This window comes from Pseudomonas sp. OG7 (assembly GCF_014192825.1).
In the GTDB taxonomy this organism is placed as follows: Bacteria; Pseudomonadota; Gammaproteobacteria; order Pseudomonadales; family Pseudomonadaceae; genus Aquipseudomonas; species Aquipseudomonas monteilii.
In genome coordinates this window covers 340,147-355,891 of the sequence record NZ_JACHYK010000006.1, presented here as the reverse complement: position 1 = coordinate 355,891, position 15,745 = coordinate 340,147, and the positions used below count along the sequence as shown (strand labels likewise).

General features: G+C 63.5%; 15 protein-coding genes. 9 read left to right on the top strand and 6 right to left on the bottom strand.

The window, feature by feature from the left end; all coding sequences use genetic code 11:
- Positions 1 to 69: 69 nt before the first annotated feature.
- On the bottom strand, positions 70 to 945 hold the full coding sequence (locus FHW75_RS17180; protein ID WP_019098844.1) for an AraC family transcriptional regulator: 876 nt from the start codon (positions 943 to 945) through the stop codon (positions 70 to 72).
- Positions 946 to 1,130: 185 nt separating this feature from the next.
- On the opposite strand from FHW75_RS17180, the gene FHW75_RS17175 reads away from it, so the two are divergent.
- On the top strand, positions 1,131 to 2,033 hold the full coding sequence (locus tag FHW75_RS17175) for a DMT family transporter (protein WP_183674107.1): 903 nt from the start codon (positions 1,131 to 1,133) through the stop codon (positions 2,031 to 2,033).
- A 72-nt stretch (positions 2,034 to 2,105) separates the two neighbouring features.
- Here the strand turns inward: FHW75_RS17175 and FHW75_RS17170 are convergent, their stop codons facing one another.
- Together FHW75_RS17170 and FHW75_RS17165 are read right to left on the bottom strand one after the other, a co-directional pair.
- Positions 2,106 to 3,080 carry a D-glycerate dehydrogenase gene (locus tag FHW75_RS17170; RefSeq protein WP_025753982.1) on the bottom strand — a complete coding sequence of 325 codons (975 nt, stop codon included), beginning with the start codon at positions 3,078 to 3,080 and terminating at the stop codon, positions 2,106 to 2,108.
- Between the two features lie 78 nt (positions 3,081 to 3,158).
- Positions 3,159 to 4,106: a LysR family transcriptional regulator gene (locus tag FHW75_RS17165; RefSeq protein ID WP_016713499.1), complete on the bottom strand. Its 948-nt coding sequence runs from the start codon at positions 4,104 to 4,106 to the stop codon at positions 3,159 to 3,161.
- A 191-nt stretch (positions 4,107 to 4,297) separates the two neighbouring features.
- Here FHW75_RS17165 and FHW75_RS17160 point away from each other — a divergent pair, with 191 nt between their 5' ends.
- Genes FHW75_RS17160 through FHW75_RS17145 form a run of 4 tightly spaced genes read left to right on the top strand, consistent with a single transcriptional unit; the run spans position 4,298 to position 9,062 of the window.
- Positions 4,298 to 5,827 (top strand): efflux transporter outer membrane subunit, encoded by a 1,530-nt coding sequence (locus FHW75_RS17160; protein ID WP_019098847.1) that lies wholly within the window; start codon positions 4,298 to 4,300, stop codon positions 5,825 to 5,827.
- Positions 5,824 to 8,001: an FUSC family protein gene (locus tag FHW75_RS17155; protein WP_019098848.1), complete on the top strand. Its 2,178-nt coding sequence runs from the start codon at positions 5,824 to 5,826 to the stop codon at positions 7,999 to 8,001. The genes FHW75_RS17160 and FHW75_RS17155 overlap by 4 nt, the downstream gene beginning before the upstream one ends.
- Entirely contained in the window at positions 7,991 to 8,191 is a 201-nt protein-coding gene (locus tag FHW75_RS17150; RefSeq protein ID WP_009685040.1) for a DUF1656 domain-containing protein, read from the top strand. The genes FHW75_RS17155 and FHW75_RS17150 overlap by 11 nt, the downstream gene beginning before the upstream one ends.
- Positions 8,192 to 8,201: 10 nt before the next feature.
- Positions 8,202 to 9,062 (top strand): HlyD family secretion protein, encoded by an 861-nt coding sequence (locus FHW75_RS17145; protein ID WP_016713502.1) that lies wholly within the window; start codon positions 8,202 to 8,204, stop codon positions 9,060 to 9,062.
- 7 nt (positions 9,063 to 9,069) lie between these two features.
- Here the strand turns inward: FHW75_RS17145 and FHW75_RS17140 are convergent, their stop codons facing one another.
- From FHW75_RS17140 to FHW75_RS17130, 3 genes are all read right to left on the bottom strand, one after another.
- Entirely contained in the window at positions 9,070 to 9,540 is a 471-nt protein-coding gene (locus tag FHW75_RS17140) for a type II toxin-antitoxin system YhaV family toxin (RefSeq protein WP_183674105.1), read from the bottom strand.
- On the bottom strand, positions 9,537 to 9,863 hold the full coding sequence (locus FHW75_RS17135) for a type II toxin-antitoxin system PrlF family antitoxin (protein WP_019098850.1): 327 nt from the start codon (positions 9,861 to 9,863) through the stop codon (positions 9,537 to 9,539). Before FHW75_RS17135 ends, FHW75_RS17140 begins: the two co-directional genes overlap by 4 nt.
- A 93-nt stretch (positions 9,864 to 9,956) precedes the next feature.
- Positions 9,957 to 10,403: a universal stress protein gene (locus FHW75_RS17130; protein ID WP_019098851.1), complete on the bottom strand. Its 447-nt coding sequence runs from the start codon at positions 10,401 to 10,403 to the stop codon at positions 9,957 to 9,959.
- A gap of 208 nt (positions 10,404 to 10,611) precedes the next feature.
- Between FHW75_RS17130 and FHW75_RS17125 the strand changes: the two genes are divergently transcribed.
- From FHW75_RS17125 to FHW75_RS17110, 4 genes are all read left to right on the top strand, one after another.
- On the top strand, positions 10,612 to 11,517 hold the full coding sequence (locus FHW75_RS17125; RefSeq protein WP_019098852.1) for a LysR family transcriptional regulator: 906 nt from the start codon (positions 10,612 to 10,614) through the stop codon (positions 11,515 to 11,517).
- Positions 11,518 to 11,633: 116 nt separating this feature from the next.
- The gene (locus tag FHW75_RS17120) at positions 11,634 to 13,175 is read left to right on the top strand and encodes an MFS transporter (protein WP_019098853.1); all 1,542 of its coding nucleotides are present in this window, start codon (positions 11,634 to 11,636) and stop codon (positions 13,173 to 13,175) included.
- Between the two features lie 28 nt (positions 13,176 to 13,203).
- Positions 13,204 to 14,265 (top strand): HlyD family secretion protein, encoded by a 1,062-nt coding sequence (locus tag FHW75_RS17115; protein ID WP_019098854.1) that lies wholly within the window; start codon positions 13,204 to 13,206, stop codon positions 14,263 to 14,265.
- Entirely contained in the window at positions 14,262 to 15,713 is a 1,452-nt protein-coding gene (locus FHW75_RS17110; protein WP_027609117.1) for an efflux transporter outer membrane subunit, read from the top strand. Before FHW75_RS17115 ends, FHW75_RS17110 begins: the two co-directional genes overlap by 4 nt.
- Positions 15,714 to 15,745 lie beyond the last annotated feature (32 nt).

Here is a 15,745-nt window from a genome sequence, read left to right as displayed (position 1 = left end):
CGCGGCTAAAGCCGCTCCTACAGGGATCGCGCCCGCCTCAAGCGCAACGCTTTACCTGTGGGAGCGGCTTTAGCCGCGAATGGCCGAACGGTACTCGCCAGGTGTTGCGCCCAGCGCCTGGCGGAACCGGTTGCTGAAATGGCTGGCACTGGCAAACCCGCACATCAAGGCAATTTCCCCCAGCGGAATTTCCCCCAGCCGCAACAGCTGGCGGGCCCTGTTCAGCCGCCGGGCCAGCAAGTACTGGTGCGGCGGTAGCCCGAAACTGGTGCGGAACATGCGCGCGAAGTGGTATTCGGACAGGTTGCAGCGCAGGGCCAGTTCACCCAGGGTAATCGGCTGGTCCAGGTGCGCCTCGATGTACTCGACCATTTGCCGGCGCAGGTTCGGCGCCAACCCACCTTTCAGGCGCAGGCCCTGGCGCAGCCCGACCTGGCTGAGCAATGCATGGTCGACAATCTCGTGCGCCAGGCTGCTGGCCAGCAGGCGCTCGCCGGGCTCGTCCCAGTCCAGGGTGATCAGTTGGCGAAAGCGCGCGGCCTGTTGCGGGTCGTCGAGAAAGGTCGCTTCCTGTAATTGCAGTTCACGCGGCTCCCGGTCCAGCAGGCGCACGCAACCCAAGGCGAACTGCGCCTCGCTGACATACAGGTGCGCCAGGCGGATTGCACCATTGACCACCCAGTTCGATTCCTGCCCGGCCGGCATCACGCACAGCTTGCCCGGCGCGCCCTTGTCGGCCGGACGCTGGCGGCGGAAGGTACCGGTGCCGTCGGCGATGTAGCACGACAGGGTGTGATGGGTCGGTGCCTGATAATCGCGGGCATCATCCCGGTTGCTCCACAACGCCGCCGCCAGCCCATCGCCCAGGTGCGCGCTCAGCTCCAGCCGGGCGTGGGGGGAGGCGTGCATGGCGTTGAACACTTGCAGCTGCGTGAGTGGGGTCATGGGCGAATCCTCTTGCCAGCCATCCTACTGCGGCTGTGGTCGAGTGACATCCACCAGGGCAAGAAAAGCGCAAGTTTGTGCAAGCAGGCAAACGCTGATCGGAAGAACACTGGCGATCCCTGTGGGAGCGGGCTTGCCCGCGAAGCGCCGGGCACCGATCTTGAAAGGCCCAAGGAACCACCGCCATGAACCTGTCACTGTACCTGCTCACCGTCCTGATCTGGGGTACCACCTGGATCGCCCTGAAGCTCCAGCTGGGTGTGGTCGCGATCCCGGTCTCGATCGTTTACCGCTTCGCCCTGGCCGGGCTGATCCTGTTCGCCTTCCTGCTGCTCACCCGCCGCCTGCAACCCATGAACCGCCGTGGCCACCAGATCTGCCTGGCTCAGGGCCTGTGCCTGTTTTGCGTCAATTTCATCTGTTTCCTCAGTGCCAGCCAGTGGGTCGCCAGTGGCTTGATCGCCGTGGTGTTTTCCACCGCTACCCTGTGGAATGCGCTCAATGCACGGATCTTCTTCGGCCAGAAGATCGCCAGCAATGTGTTTGGCGGCGGTGCCTTGGGCCTGCTCGGGTTGGGGCTGCTGTTCTGGCCCGAGCTGTCACACCACACCGCCAGCCGCGAGACCTTGTACGGCCTCGGCCTGGCCTTGCTCGGCACGCTGTGCTTCTCGGCGGGCAACATGCTGTCGAGCATGCAACAGAATGCCGGGCTCAAACCCATGACTACCAACGCCTGGGGCATGGTCTACGGGGCGGCGATGCTGGCGGTGTTTTGTGTGGTCAGCGGCGTGCCGTTCAGCATGGAGTGGAATGTGCGCTACATCGGCTCGTTGCTGTACCTGGTGGTGCCAGGGTCGGTGATTGCCTTTACTGCCTACCTGACTCTGGTCGGGCGCATGGGGCCGGAGCGGGCGGCCTATTGCACGGTGCTGTTCCCGTTGGTGGCGTTGAATGTGTCGGCGGTGGCCGAGGGGTATCAGTGGACGGCGCCGGCCTTGTTGGGGCTGGTGGCGGTGATGGCGGGGAATGTGCTGGTGTTTCGCAAGCCCAAGGCCAAGGTGCCTGAGGGGATGGTGGTGGCCAAATAGGTAATGTGCTGCCTGCACCGACCTCTTTGCGGGCTCGCCCGCGAAGAGGTCGGTGCAGGCAAAATATGACTATCAGCCTTTCCACACCTGTGGATTCACCAGATCCCGCGGCCGCTCACCCAGCAGTGCCGCGCGCAGGTTGTCCATCGCCCGGTTGGCCATAGCCTCACGGGTTTCGGCAGTGGCTGAACCAATATGTGGCAAGGTCAGCGCATTGGGCAGTTTGAACAGCGGCGAATCGCTCAGCGGCTCCTTCTCGTACACATCCAGCCCGGCGCCACGAATGGTGCCGTTCTGCAGCGCTTCGATCAGCGCCGCTTCGTCCACCACCGGCCCGCGCGCGATGTTGATCAGGAAGGCGCTCGGCTTCATCAGCTTCAGCTCTCGCGCACCGATCAACTTGCGGGTGGTCTCGGACAACGGCACCACGATCACCACGAAGTCCGCTTCTGCCAGCAACTGCTCCAGGCTGCGGAACTGCGCCCCCAGCTCTTGCTCCAGCGCGGTTTTACGGCTGTTGCCCGAATAAATGACCGACATGTTGAAGCCAAAGCGACCACGGCGGGCAACGGCGGCGCCGATGTTGCCCATGCCGACGATACCCAGCGTCTTGCCATGTACATCGCTGCCGAAGTGCGCTGGGCCCACGGTGGCCTGCCAGTTGCCAGCCTTGGTCCAGGCATCCAGCTCGGCGGTGCGGCGGGCGCAGCCCATGATCAGCGAGAAGCCCAGGTCGGCGGTGCTTTCGGTCAGCACATCCGGGGTATTGGTCAGGGCGATACCGCGTTCGTTGAAGTAGTCCAGGTCGTAGTTGTCGTAGCCGACCGACACGCTGGACACCACCTCCAGCTTGCCTGCGCCTTCAAGCTGGGCACGGCCTAGCTTGCGGCCAACGCCGATCAAGCCGTGGGCCTCGGGCAGGGCTTCGTTGAACTGGGCATTGATGTCGCCGAGCTTGGGGTTCGGCAAAATGACGTTGAAGTCTTGCTGCAGGCGCTCGGCCATGGCCGGGGTGATACGGCTGAAGGCCAGGACGGTCTTTTTCATCGGGCAACTTCTCTGCAAGGCGGTGGTGGATATTGGTTAGCAACCTACCATTGTCCACCCCCGCCATGCAGCAGCTTTTTAGTTGGCGATCAGCACCTGATGGGTTTTCAGGTCCGCCTCATGGGCGGCGAGAATCTCCGGCAGGGAATTGCGCAAGTACTCGACCCAGGTCTTGATCTTGGCATCCAGGTACTGCCGCGACGGGTAGATGGCGTACAGGTTCAGCTCCTGCAGGCGGTACTCGGGCAGCACCCGTACCAGGCTGCCATCACGCAGACCGTCGATGGCCGAGTAGATGGGCAGCACGCCCACGCCCATGCCGCTGCGGATCGCGGTCTTCATGGCATCGGCGGTATTCACCATGAACGGCGAGCTGGTGATGTTGACCATCTCCTGGCCTTCCGGCCCGTCGAACAGCCACTTTTCCAGCGGGATCACGGGGCTGACCATGCGCAGGCAGGCGTGCTTGAGCAGGTCTGCCGGCTTTTGCGCACTGCCGTGGCGGGCGATGTAGCCGGGCGAAGCGCAGACAATGCTGTAGGTGATGCCCAGGCGTTGGGATACGAACCCCGAGTCGGGCAGTTCGGTGGCCAGCACGATGGACACGTCATAGCCTTCGTCCAGCAGGTCGGGTACGCGGTTGGCCATGGTCAGGTCGAAGGTCACGTCCGGGTGCGATTCGCGGTAGCGGGCGATGGCATCGACCACGAAGTGCTGGCCCACCCCGGTCATCGAGTGCACCTTCAGCTGCCCTGCGGGGCGCGCATGGGCGTCGCTGGCCTCGGCCTCGGCTTCTTCCACATAGGTAAGAATCTGTTCGCAACGCATCAGGTAGCGCTTGCCGGCCTCGGTCAACGCAATGCGGCGGGTGGTACGGTTGAGCAGCCTTGTTTGCAGATGGGCTTCCAGGTTGGAGACCGCCCGCGACACGTTCGCGGTGGTCGTATCCAGTTGCGCGGCGGCAGCGGTAAAGCTGCCAAGCTGGGCTACGCAACTGAAAGCACGCATGTTTTGCAGGGTGTCCATGGGTCACTCTCGATGTAGAGGACAAAATTGTGTCACGAAGTAACGATAAAAAGCTGAAAATTTGCCTTCGACCAAAGGCGGATTATCGCTGTTTTGGTAACAAAGATTCGCAGGAATCTGCGCTTATCGCCAGTGCTGCCGCCCCCTAGAATTGCCCGGCCCCTTCACCTCTTCCTCGGGAAATCGCAGCTGTGCCGCGTCGCATCATCAGAACGCTCAATGCGTTCAGTGCCTGTGCCCTTGCCCTCACCTTGAGTGGCTGTATCGGAACCTGGGGCATCGCCCCGCAAAGCAAGACGCTGCAAGCCAATACCCTGACCACCGACGCGGCCATACGCGAAGCCGCGACCGATGCCCACTGGCCCGACCAGCAGTGGTGGCACGCCTATGGCGACCCCCAGCTGGACCGCTGGGTAGCCCTGTCCGTGGCCGGCAGCCCAAGCCTGGCCATGGCCGCCGCGCGGGTGCGCGAAGCCAAGGCCATGGCGGGTGTGGTCGAGTCGGCAGAAAAACTGCAGGTCAATGGCCAGGCCACGCTCAAGCGCCACAACTGGCCTGAAGACCAGTTCTACGGCCCTGGCGCGCTGTCTGGCGCCAACACCTGGGACAACAATGCCGCCTTCGGTTTCAGCTACGCCCTCGACCTGTGGGGCCGCGAACGCAATGCCAGCGAGCAGGCGGTGGATCAGGCGCACATGAGCGTGGCCGAAGCCCGCCAGGCGCAGCTGGAACTGCAGAACAACGTGGTGCGTGCCTATATCCAGCTGAGCCTGCACTTTGCCCAACGCGATATCGTCAAGGCCGAACTGGAGCAGCAAGAGCAGATCCTGGCCTTGGCCAAGCGCCGCCTGGACGCGGGCATCGGCACCCATTTCGAAGTCAGCCAGGCCGAAGCGCCGCTGCCGGAAACCCACCGCCAGCTCGACAGCCTGAACGAAGAAATCGCCCTGACCCGCAACCAGCTGGCTGCCTTGGCCGGCAAGGGGCCGGGGGAGGGCGCACAGTTGCAGCGCCCGACCCTGGCCCTGGCTGCACCACTGAAACTGCCCTCCAACCTGCCTGCCCAACTGGTCGGCCAGCGCCCTGACGTGGTTGCCAGCCGCTGGCAGGTGGCCGCGCAGGCGCGTGGCATCGACGTTGCTCATGCCGGCTTCTTCCCCAACGTCGACCTGGTCGGCAGCCTGGGCTTCATGGCCACCGGCGGCGGCCCGCTGGAGTTCCTCACCGGGCGCAAGTTCAACTACAACGTCGGCCCGGCCATCAGCCTGCCGATCTTCGACGGTGGCCGCCTGCGCTCGGAGCTGGGCGTGGCCTCGGCGGGCTATGACGTGGCGGTGGCGCGTTACAACCAGACCGTGGTTGGCGCGCTCAAGAACATCTCCGACCAGCTGATCCGCCGCGAGTCGATGAAAGAACAGTCGCATTTCGCTGCCGAATCCGTTGCTGCTGCGCAAAAAACCTACGACATCGCCATGGTCGCCTTCCAGCGGGGTCTTACCGATTACCTGAGCGTGCTCAATGCGCAGACCTTGCTGTTCCGCCAGCAGCAAGTGCAACAGCAGGTGCAGGCCGCCCGCCTGATCGCCCATGCCGAGCTGGTCACCGCGTTGGGCGGTGGCCTGCAGGCCGGCCAGGATGTGCCGAAAGAGGAACGCCAGGCCGCGCCGAAAACCCCGGCCACCCTGGCCATTTTCGACAAGAAGCCGGATAACGCCGAATGAGCACTTCCAGTTTGCCCATGCGCTGGCTGCAAAGCCTGGAATGGCGCCGGGGCTTCTTTGCCTGGGCGCGCACCGACGGTGTGACCTGGGTGTACATCTTCAAGGTGCTGGCTGCCGCCTTCATCACCCTGTGGCTGGCCATGCGCCTGGAGCTGCCGCAACCGCGCACGGCCATGATCACCGTGTTCATCGTCATGCAGCCGCAAAGCGGGCATGTGTTCGCCAAGAGCTTCTACCGAGTGCTCGGCACCCTGGCCGGCTCGGCGATGATGGTGGCGCTGATCGCCATCTTCCCGCAGAACACCGAGCTGTTCCTGCCCAGCCTGGCCTTGTGGGTGGGCCTGTGCTCGGCCGGCGCCATGCGCTACCGCACCTTCCGCGCCTATGGCTTCGTGCTGGCCGGCTACACGGCAGCGATGATCGGCCTTCCGGTGCTGCAGCACCCCGATCAGGCGTTCATGGCAGCGGTATGGCGGGTGCTGGAAATTGCCTTGGGCATTCTGGTATCGACCTTCGTCAGTGCCGCGATCCTGCCGCAGTCGGCCAGTGCCGCCATGCGCAACGCCCTGTACCAGCGCTTTGGCGTATTCGCCGGGGTAGTGGTGGAAGCCCTGCGCGGTGACAGCCAGAAAGACCGTTTCGAAAGCAGCAACGTGCGCTTCGTCGCCGAGGCCGTGGGCCTTGAGAGCCTGCGCAACGTCACTGCCTTCGAAGACCCGCACATGCGCCGCCGCAGTGGCCGGCTGGTGCGCATGAACAGCGAGTTCATGGCCATCACCACACGCTTCAATGCCTTGCACCGTTTGCTCGAACGCCTGCGTGCTCGTGGCCCCCTGCAGATCGTCAGTGCCATCGAACCGGGCCTGAACACCTTGGTGGAACTGTTACAGCCCTACGTGGGCCGGGCGTTGACCGATGCCGATGCACTGCGCCTGACCCTGGAGCTGGCCGCCTACAAGGAAGGCCTGCAAGCCCAGGTGCGCGGGCTGCGAGCCGAGTACCTGGCGACCGAACCCAGCGAGGCCGACCTGCTCGACTTCCATACGGCGTTCGAGCTGCTGTACCGCTTTGTCGACGAAATGTTCAGTTATGCCGAAACCCACGCTTCGTTGGCGGCGCACAGGCACGAGCGTGAACAGTGGGACGAGCCCTATGTGGCGCAGACCAGCTGGCTGGTGTCGCTGGCCGCCGGTGTGCGTGCCTCGGCGGTGCTGTTGCTGCTGGGCAGTTACTGGCTGCTCAGCGACTGGCCCAGCGGCGCCATGATGACCTTGATCGCCACCGTCACCGTGGGCCTTTCGGCGGCTTCGCCCAACCCCAAACGCATGTCGTTCCAGATGGCTTGCGGCACGGCTATCGGCGCTTTTGTCGGCTTCTTCGAAACCTTCTTCGTGTTCCCCTGGATCGACGGTTTCCCGCTGCTGTGCATGGTGCTGGCGCCGGTGTTCGTACTCGGCGCGTTCCTTGCCTCGCGCCCGGCTTACGCCGGTTATGGCCTGGGCCTGCTGGTGTTCTTCGCCATCGGTTCGGTGCCGAACAACCTGACGGTGTATGACCCTTACACGTTCATCAACGACTACATCGGCATGGTCATCGGCATGTTCGTCTGCGCTGCTGCTGGCGCGATCATCCTGCCGCCCAACAGCCGCTGGCTGTGGAGCCGGCTGGAGCAGGAACTGCGTGAGCAAGTGCTGTTCGCCATCAGCGGCCGCCTGCGCGGCCTTGGGTCGGCCTTTGAAAGCCGCACCCGCGACCTGTTGCACCAGGCCTACGGCCTGGCGGCCGGCAAGCCGCAGGTGCAAAGCCAGCTGATGGGGTGGATGTTCACCGTGCTGGAAATCGGTCACGCCGTCATCGAGCTGCGCAAAGAGCAGGCCCGTGCGCCGGTGCACCCGGCCTACGCCGAGTCACAACCGTGGCGCCAGGCCATCCGCGTGATGGGCCGCGCACTGGCAAGGCTGTTCTTGCAGCCCAGCGCCAGCAACCACGAACGCGCACTGGTGGCGGTGGACCACGCCATCGCTCGCGTGCAAGCCACCGACGAGCCATTCGCCCGGCACTTCGATACCTCGGTGCTGCGCCGTGCGCAAAGCTACCTGCATTTCATCCGTTCTTCCCTGCTTGACCCACAATCGCCACTGGCACCGGCGAAAGGACTGCACCATGCCCCGTGAAATCGCCTTCCATGGCGTGTACATGCCCACCATGACTTTGATGTTCCTGTTCGCCCTGGGCCTGGCCTGGGGCCTGGACCGGTTCATCGCCAGCCATGATGGCTACCGCTTCTTCTGGCACCCGGCGCTGCTGCGTCTGAGCCTGTTCGTCTGCCTGTTCGGCGCCATGGCGCTTACTGTCTACTGGTGAGAATCCTTCGATGAAAAAGTTCTTCAGCCTGATCGCCACCCTGCTGGTGCTGGTCGCCGCCGTGGCCATCGGTCGCCAGTTGTGGCTGCACTACATGACCACGCCCTGGACCCGCGACGGCCGCGTGCGTGCAGACATCATCAACGTCGCCGCCGACGTGCCCGGCTACGTGGTGGACGTCCCGGTCAAGGACAACCAGCGGGTGAAGAAGGGCGACCTGCTGATCCAGATCGACCCCGAGCATTACCAATTGGCAGTCGACCAGGCCAAGGCTCTGGTCGCCTCGCGCAAGGCGACCTGGGAAATGCGCAAGGTCAACGCCAAGCGCCGGGCCGACATGGACAACCTGGTGATTTCCAAGGAAAACCGCGACGACGCCAGCAACATCGCCAACTCCGCCCAGGCCGATTACCAACAGGCCCTGGCCGAGCTGGCTGCAGCCGAGCTCAACCTCAAGCGCACGCACATCGTGGCCACGGTGGACGGGTACGTGACCAACCTGAATATCCACAAGGGCGACTATGCGCGCACCGGTGAAGCGGTGATGGCGGTGGTCGACGAGAACTCGTTCTGGGTGTACGGGTTCTTCGAAGAGACCAAGCTGCCCCACGTGAAGGTGGGTGACCAGGCCGAGCTGCAGATGATGAGCGGCGAGCGCATCAAGGGCCATGTAGAGAGCATCGCCCGCGGCATCTACGACCGTGACAACCCGCAAAGCCGTGAGCTGATTGCCGATGTGAACCCGACGTTCAACTGGGTGCGCCTGGCGCAGCGCGTGCCGGTGCGGATTCACATTGATGAAGTGCCGGAAGGGTTTTTGCTGGCGGCGGGGACGACCTGTACGGTGGTGGTGAAGCCGAGCGAGGGGTAAGTGTTGTTCACGGTTGCTGTGCGACTTCCCTCAGCAACTGATCCCAATCATCGGGAGGGTGGCCGTTGTCGAGCATTTTCTGGAAGACCTTGTAAGCATCGTCATGACTTTCATAAGCCCGCTTGCTTGATTCGTCATTGACCCAGGCCAGCACGATGATCCTGCTGGGGGTGTGGTAGCGAAAGAACAACCGGTACTGCTGAAAGAACTTTGCCCGAAACCAGTGCTTGTGACCCTCGCCCAGCGTGGCGCCTTGGCGGTATTCAGATTTGGTCGGGTCCTGAGGGATCACATCAAAAGCCAAACGCTTGATCGCCGCCAGCCGCTTATAGGTATTTCTTTCCGTGTAACCTGTTGGGTCTTTCTGCATCTGAGCATGAACTTGAGTGCTCAGTGCCTCCAGTTTGGCCAGGAACAGCGGGTGGGCAAATACAGTCCATCCATGAATAACCAGAGGCTTCCTGCTCGCATCACTCATTCATCATCCGCCGACAGAGGTTGATCCAGGTCGACCTCTGCGTCGCCGACAAGCTTGTCGAGACGCGCGATGAGGTCAGCATCGACAACCTGCAGCCGTTGAGGGTTGGTGGCGATATCGTGTGCCAGGAAATCCAGAAATTTGCCCAGTACCGGATCGCTCTCGGTTGCTTCTGCACGGGTGAGTATCACCTCACCGTCAGGGCGAATCGAGTAATGGATCTTGTCACGTTTTTTCAAGCCCAAGGCGCGCCGTACTGTTTCGGGAACAGTGGTCTGATAGCGATCGGTCAGTGTGGACTCGACGTCGAGAGTGGTTGCCATGGGCAATGTCCTTTTGAGGGGAAGCTATGCATTCCAAGGTAATGCGAATGCATTGCCTGGTCAATGCAAGTGCATTACCCCTCTGATGGGCGGTCAGGCTACTCCCACCAACACCGGAACCTTCACCCGGTCAATCACCTTCGCGCTGATCGACGGATCCAGCATCCGCCCCAGCCGCGACAGGTGACGGTGGCCCATGATGATCAGCTCGCAGTTCTGCTCCTGCGCCTTGGCCACGATCACTTCGACCGGTTGCCCGGCCACCATGCAGCCCTGGCTGGCGAAGCCGGCTTGCTGCAACTCGCGCACGGCCTGGGCGACGGCGTGGTCGGCATGTTGCTGTTCCTCGCAGGCGGCGGGGTATTCCTCCAGCTCTTCGGTTGTATAGGGGGCGGGTTGTTCGTGGACGGCGAAGGTGGAGTCGATGGCCAGCAATACGTGCAGTTCGTGTTCGCCGGGGCGGCAGTAGCGGCGGGCGAGGGTGAGCAGGGCGCTGGAAGCGGGGGAGGCGTCGATGGCGATCAGGACGGGGGTGGGCATTGGGGATCCTTGTACAAGGCTGGCTGAATGGTTGCCTGTCCGGGCCCTTTCGCGGGTTTACCCGCGAATGGGCCGAACCTGCCATGCAATATTTTTGGCCCAATCCACTTCCGGAATAAATGTCCCTCCACGCACGAGCGCATTGCGTCTGGTGCAATCCACCAACCTGCTACCATCGCCATCCCCACAGCTGCCACGGAAAACGGCCATGCAACTCCCGGACATGAACCTGCTTGTCGCCCTCGATGCCCTGCTCGATGAGGGCAGCGTGGTGGGCGCGGCGCAGCGCATGAACCTGAGCCCGGCAGCGATGAGCCGTACCCTGGGGCGCATTCGCGAGGCCATGGGCGACCCGATTCTTGTGCGTGCCGGCCGTGGCCTGGTGCCGACGCCGCGCGCGTTGGCCCTGCGCGAGCAGGTGCATGGCCTGGTGGAGCAGGCCGGGCAGGTGTTCCGCAGCCGAGACGATGTCGATCTGGTTAACCTGGATCGTGCCTTCAATATCCGCACCAACGATTTGTTCATCGCCCTGTACGGCGCCCAACTGCTGCGCATGATGCTGGCCCAGGCACCGCGCACGGTGTTGCGGTTCGTCCCGGAGGGCAGTGGCGACGATGATGCGGTGCTGCGCAATGGGCACATCGACCTGATCATCAGCTCGGCCGTAGAACTGGGCCCGGAAATCAAGGTGCAGAGCCTGTTCAACACCTATTTCGTGGGCCTGGCGCGCGTAGGGCATCCGATCTTCGACGCCCCTATCACCCCAGAGCGCTTCGCCGCCTACCCGCAGATCAGTGTATCCCGGCGTGGCCGCGCCAATGGGCCGATCGATGTGGCGCTGGCCAACCACAAGGTGGAGCGGCGGGTAGCGCTGATCACCACCAGCTTCCACTCGGCCATGTTTTCGTTGCCGGATTCGGACCTGATCCTGCCGATACCGGCCAATATCCTCAACAGTGTGCAGCGCCTGAAATTGCCACTGCGCTCGTTCGAGATCCCGGTGCCGTTGGAAAAGGTCAATGTGAAGCAGGCATGGCACCCGCGGTTCGACAACGACCCCGCGCATCGTTGGCTACGCCAGACGTTGAAAGCATGCGGCAGTATTGATCCGTGATTTTCATGACAATTGCGTCTGGCGCAATATAAAACTGCCAACAAGTCAGTTTTCGTCAGCATTCGACCTTCTTAAACTTGCTCCAGCCTCGAAATTGTTGCTGGAGATGTAATTTCATGAGTTCCCTGACCGCACCCTCTGCGGCGTTGGCCGCCGCCCCCGCGCCGGCTGCACCTGCGCAGACGGCGTTCGGCGTGCAGGTGGTGGTGGGGCTGTTCGGTGTTTTGCTGGCCGTGCTGTGTGCGGGCCTGAACGAGTCAGTCACCAAGATTTCCCTGGCCGATATCCGCGGTGCCATGGGTATCGGTGCCGATGAAGGCGCCTGGCTGCTGGCGGTGTACAGTGCCGCCTCGGTCTCGGCCATGGCCTTTGCGCCGTGGCTGGCCACCACCTTCTCACTGCGGCGCTTCACCATGAGCGCCATTGGCCTGTTCGCCGTGCTTGGCCTGCTGCAACCGTTCGCCCCCAACCTACATAGCCTGATGCTGCTGCGTGTACTCCAGGGCTTTGCCTCGGGTGCCTTGCCGCCGATGCTGATGAGCGTGGCGCTGCGCTTTCTGCCGCCGGGCATCAAGGTCTATGGCCTGGCCTGCTATGCACTGACCGCCACTTTCGGCCCCAACCTTGGCACCCCGCTGGCGGGGCTTTGGACCGAGTACGTCGGTTGGCAATGGGCCTTCTGGCAGATCATCCTGCCCTCGCTGCTGGCCATCGTCTGCGTGGGTTGGGGTCTGCCGCAAGACCCGCTGCGCCTGGAGCGTTTCAAGCAGTTCGACTGGCGCGGTGTGTTGCTGGGCCTGCCCGCCATCAGTTGCATCGTGCTGGGCCTCTCGCTGGGTGACCGTTGGGGCTGGTTCGATTCGCCGCTGATCTGCTGGCTGCTGGGTGGTGGCCTGCTGCTGTTGGTGCTGTTCATGTTTAACGAGTGGTCCGAGCCGCTGCCGTTTTTCCAGTTGCGCATGCTGCAGCGGCGCAACCTGAGTTTCGCCTTGGTGACCTTGGCCGGCGTGCTGATCGTGCTGTCGGGCGTAGGCAGTATCCCGTCGGCCTACCTGGCGCAGATCCAGGGCTACCGCCCGGCACAGACCAGCCCGCTGATGATGCTGGTGGCGATGCCGCAACTGATCGCCCTGCCGCTGACGGCAGCGCTGTGCAACATCCGCGCGGTGGACTGCCGCTGGGTGCTGGGCATTGGCCTGGCGATGCTGGCGGTGTCGTGTGTCGGCAGCAGCCTGCTGACCAGCGAGTGGATCCGTGGCGACTTCTACCCGTTCTACCTGTTGCAGGTGTTTGGCCAGCCCATGGCGGTGCTGCCACTGCTGATGCTGTCCACCAACGGGATGACCCCACAGGAAGGCCCGTTCGCCTCCAGTTGGTTCAACACTGTCAAAGGCCTGGCTGCAGTCATCGCGGGTGGCTTGCTGGATGCACTTGGGACCCTGCGCCGGCACTTCCATTCCAATCACCTGGTGGACAGCCTGGGCAACGCCCCGCTGGTCGACGACAGCGCTGCGGGCCTGGCCCGGCGTATTCACGACCAGGCGCTGGTGCTGACCTCTGCCGACCTCTACCTGGTCATGGCTGGCATCGCCGTGGCCCTGATCTGCCTGATTCCTTTCGTGCCTACCCGGGTCTACCCGCCGCGCGCGGTGGCCTGAACCCTGGATGAATTCGAGACCCGCTGAAATGACTAACAACCGCAAGACCCTGTTCATTGGCTCGGTACTGGCCGTGGCCGTTCTGGCTGGCATTGTCGGCCCCTGGATGTTCGGCAGCGACCACCGCCAGAGCACCAACGATGCCTACGTCATTGCCGACTACACCGTAGTTGCGCCCAAGGTTGCAGGCTTCATCAAGGACGTGCTCGTAGAAGATAACCAGCAGGTCACAGCCGGCCAGTTGCTGGCGACCATCGACGCCCGTGACTACCAGGCCGCCCTGGATGCCGCTCAGGCCCAGTTGCTGGTGGCTCAGGCGCAAAGTGCCGATGCCCGCGCCACGCTCGAGCGCCAGGCAGCATTGATTGCCCAGGCCGAGGCGGCGGTGAAAGCGGCCCAGGCCGAAACAGCGTTCGCCGACCATGAAGTCAACCGCTACAGCCGCCTGGCCGAGCAGGGCGCCGGTACCGTGCAGAATGCCCAGCAGGCACGCAGCGGCGTCGACCAGGCCCGCGCTCGCCTGGCCAATGCCCAGGCGGCGCTGGTGGCGGCGCGCAAGCAGGTGGATATCCTTACTGCCCAGGTGGCCAGCGCCGATGGCCAGCTCAAGCGCGCTGAAGCAGGCGTGGAAAAGGCACAGCTCGACCTGTCCTACACGCGCATCACGGCGCCGGTGGACGGCATGGTCGGCGAGCGCGCCCTGCGCGTGGGCGCCTACGTCAATCCCGGCGCACGCCTGTTATCGGTGGTGCCGTTGCAGCAGGCCTATGTGGTCGGCAACTTCCAGGAAACCCAGCTGACCCATGTGCAGCCGGGGCAGCCGGTGAGTATCAGCGTTGACACCTTCTCCGGTGAAAAGCTGCAAGGCCACGTAGAGAGTATCGCCCCGGCTACCGGCGTGACCTTCGCTGCGGTCAAGCCAGACAACGCCACCGGCAACTTCACCAAGGTTGTGCAGCGCATCCCGGTGAAGATCGTGTTCGATGACGGGCAGCCGTTGCTCTCCCGCTTGCGGGTGGGCATGTCGGTGGAAGCGACCATCGATACCCGTGGCGACAAGCTGGATGGCAAAGAGGTAAGTGCACGATGAAACCTGCATTACGCTTGAGCCCCTTGGTGCTGGCCGGGTTGATGGCCGGTTGCACGATGGGCCCGGACTTCCTGCGCCCCGACAGCCGGGCACCGCAACAGTGGGCGCCGCTTCAAGGCCAGGCAGCATCCAGCCAGCCGCAAGCCGAACCGCTGGAGCTGCGCTGGTGGGAAACCTTTCATGACGGACAGCTCAGCGCGTTGATCCAGCGCGTTGCCGAGCGCAACCTCGACCTGCAGATGGCCAGCGCCCGCCTGCTGCAAAGCCGCGCCTTGCGCAGCACCGTGGCCGCCGATGGGGTGCCATCGGTAGACGCCAACGCTGGTTACAGCCGCGCTCGTAACAGCGCCGAAGGCTTGAGCGACCCTTCCGGTAAAGCGGGTAAAGAGGCGTTCAACCTTTGGCAAGGCGACCTGGTGGCCGGTTGGGAACTGGACCTGTGGGGCCGCGTGCGGCGCCAGGTCGAGGCTGCCGATGCCACGGTCGAAGTGGCCGAGAACGACCGCCGTGGGGTGCTGCTGGCCTTGCTGTCGGAAACCGCCGGCAACTACATTCAGCTGCGAGCGGTGCAGCACACGATTGATGTGACACAGGACAACCTCAAGGTTGCCCGGCACAGCCTCAAATTGTCCGAAGACCGTCAGGCCGAAGGTGTTGCCACTCGGCTCGACGTGGCTCAGGCCAGTGCCCAGGTGGCGTCGATCGAGGCCCGCCTGCCAAGCCTCGAAGCCCGGCGTGATGACCTGATCAACGCCCTCAGTCTGCTCGCCGCAGAACCGCCACGCAGTCTGCAGGCTGAATTGCTGCAAGGCGGTGAACTGCCTGCGCCACAGCAAAAGTTCGCCATCGGTTTGCCGTCCGAACTGGCCGAACGCCGCCCGGACATTCGCCAGGCCGAAGCGCGCCTGCATGCTGCCACCGCCAGTATTGGTGTGGCCAAGGCTGATTTCTATCCGAGCATCCGTTTGTCGGGCAGCGTCGGCTTCCAGGCCATGCAGTTGTCTGATTTCGGCGGCTGGGATTCGCGCCGCTTTGCCTTCGGGCCACAGTTGTCGTTGCCGATCTTCGAGGGTGGCCGGCTCAAGGGCACCTTGGAACTGCGCGAGGCGCAGCAGCAGGAAGCGGCGCTGAACTACCGCAAGGTGGTGCTGGGCGCCTGGCATGAGGTCGACGATGTGCTTCGCCTGTACAACGCCAGCCAGTTGCGCCGTGACCACCTGGCCGAGGCTGTGAGGCAGAACCGCATCGCCCTGGAAACCGCCCAGCGCCAGTACGTGGAAGGGGCAGTGGACTTTCTCAATGTGCTGACGGTGCAGGGTGCATTGCTGGCCAGCGAGGAGCAGTGGATCGACAGCTCGGCGGCGGTGTCGCAGGCGCTGGTGGGGTTGTACAAGGCCCTGGGTGGTGGCTGGCAGGCGTTTGATGAGCAGCCGGTGAGGAAAGCATAAAAAGCGGGGCCGCTGTGCGGCCCATCGCCGGT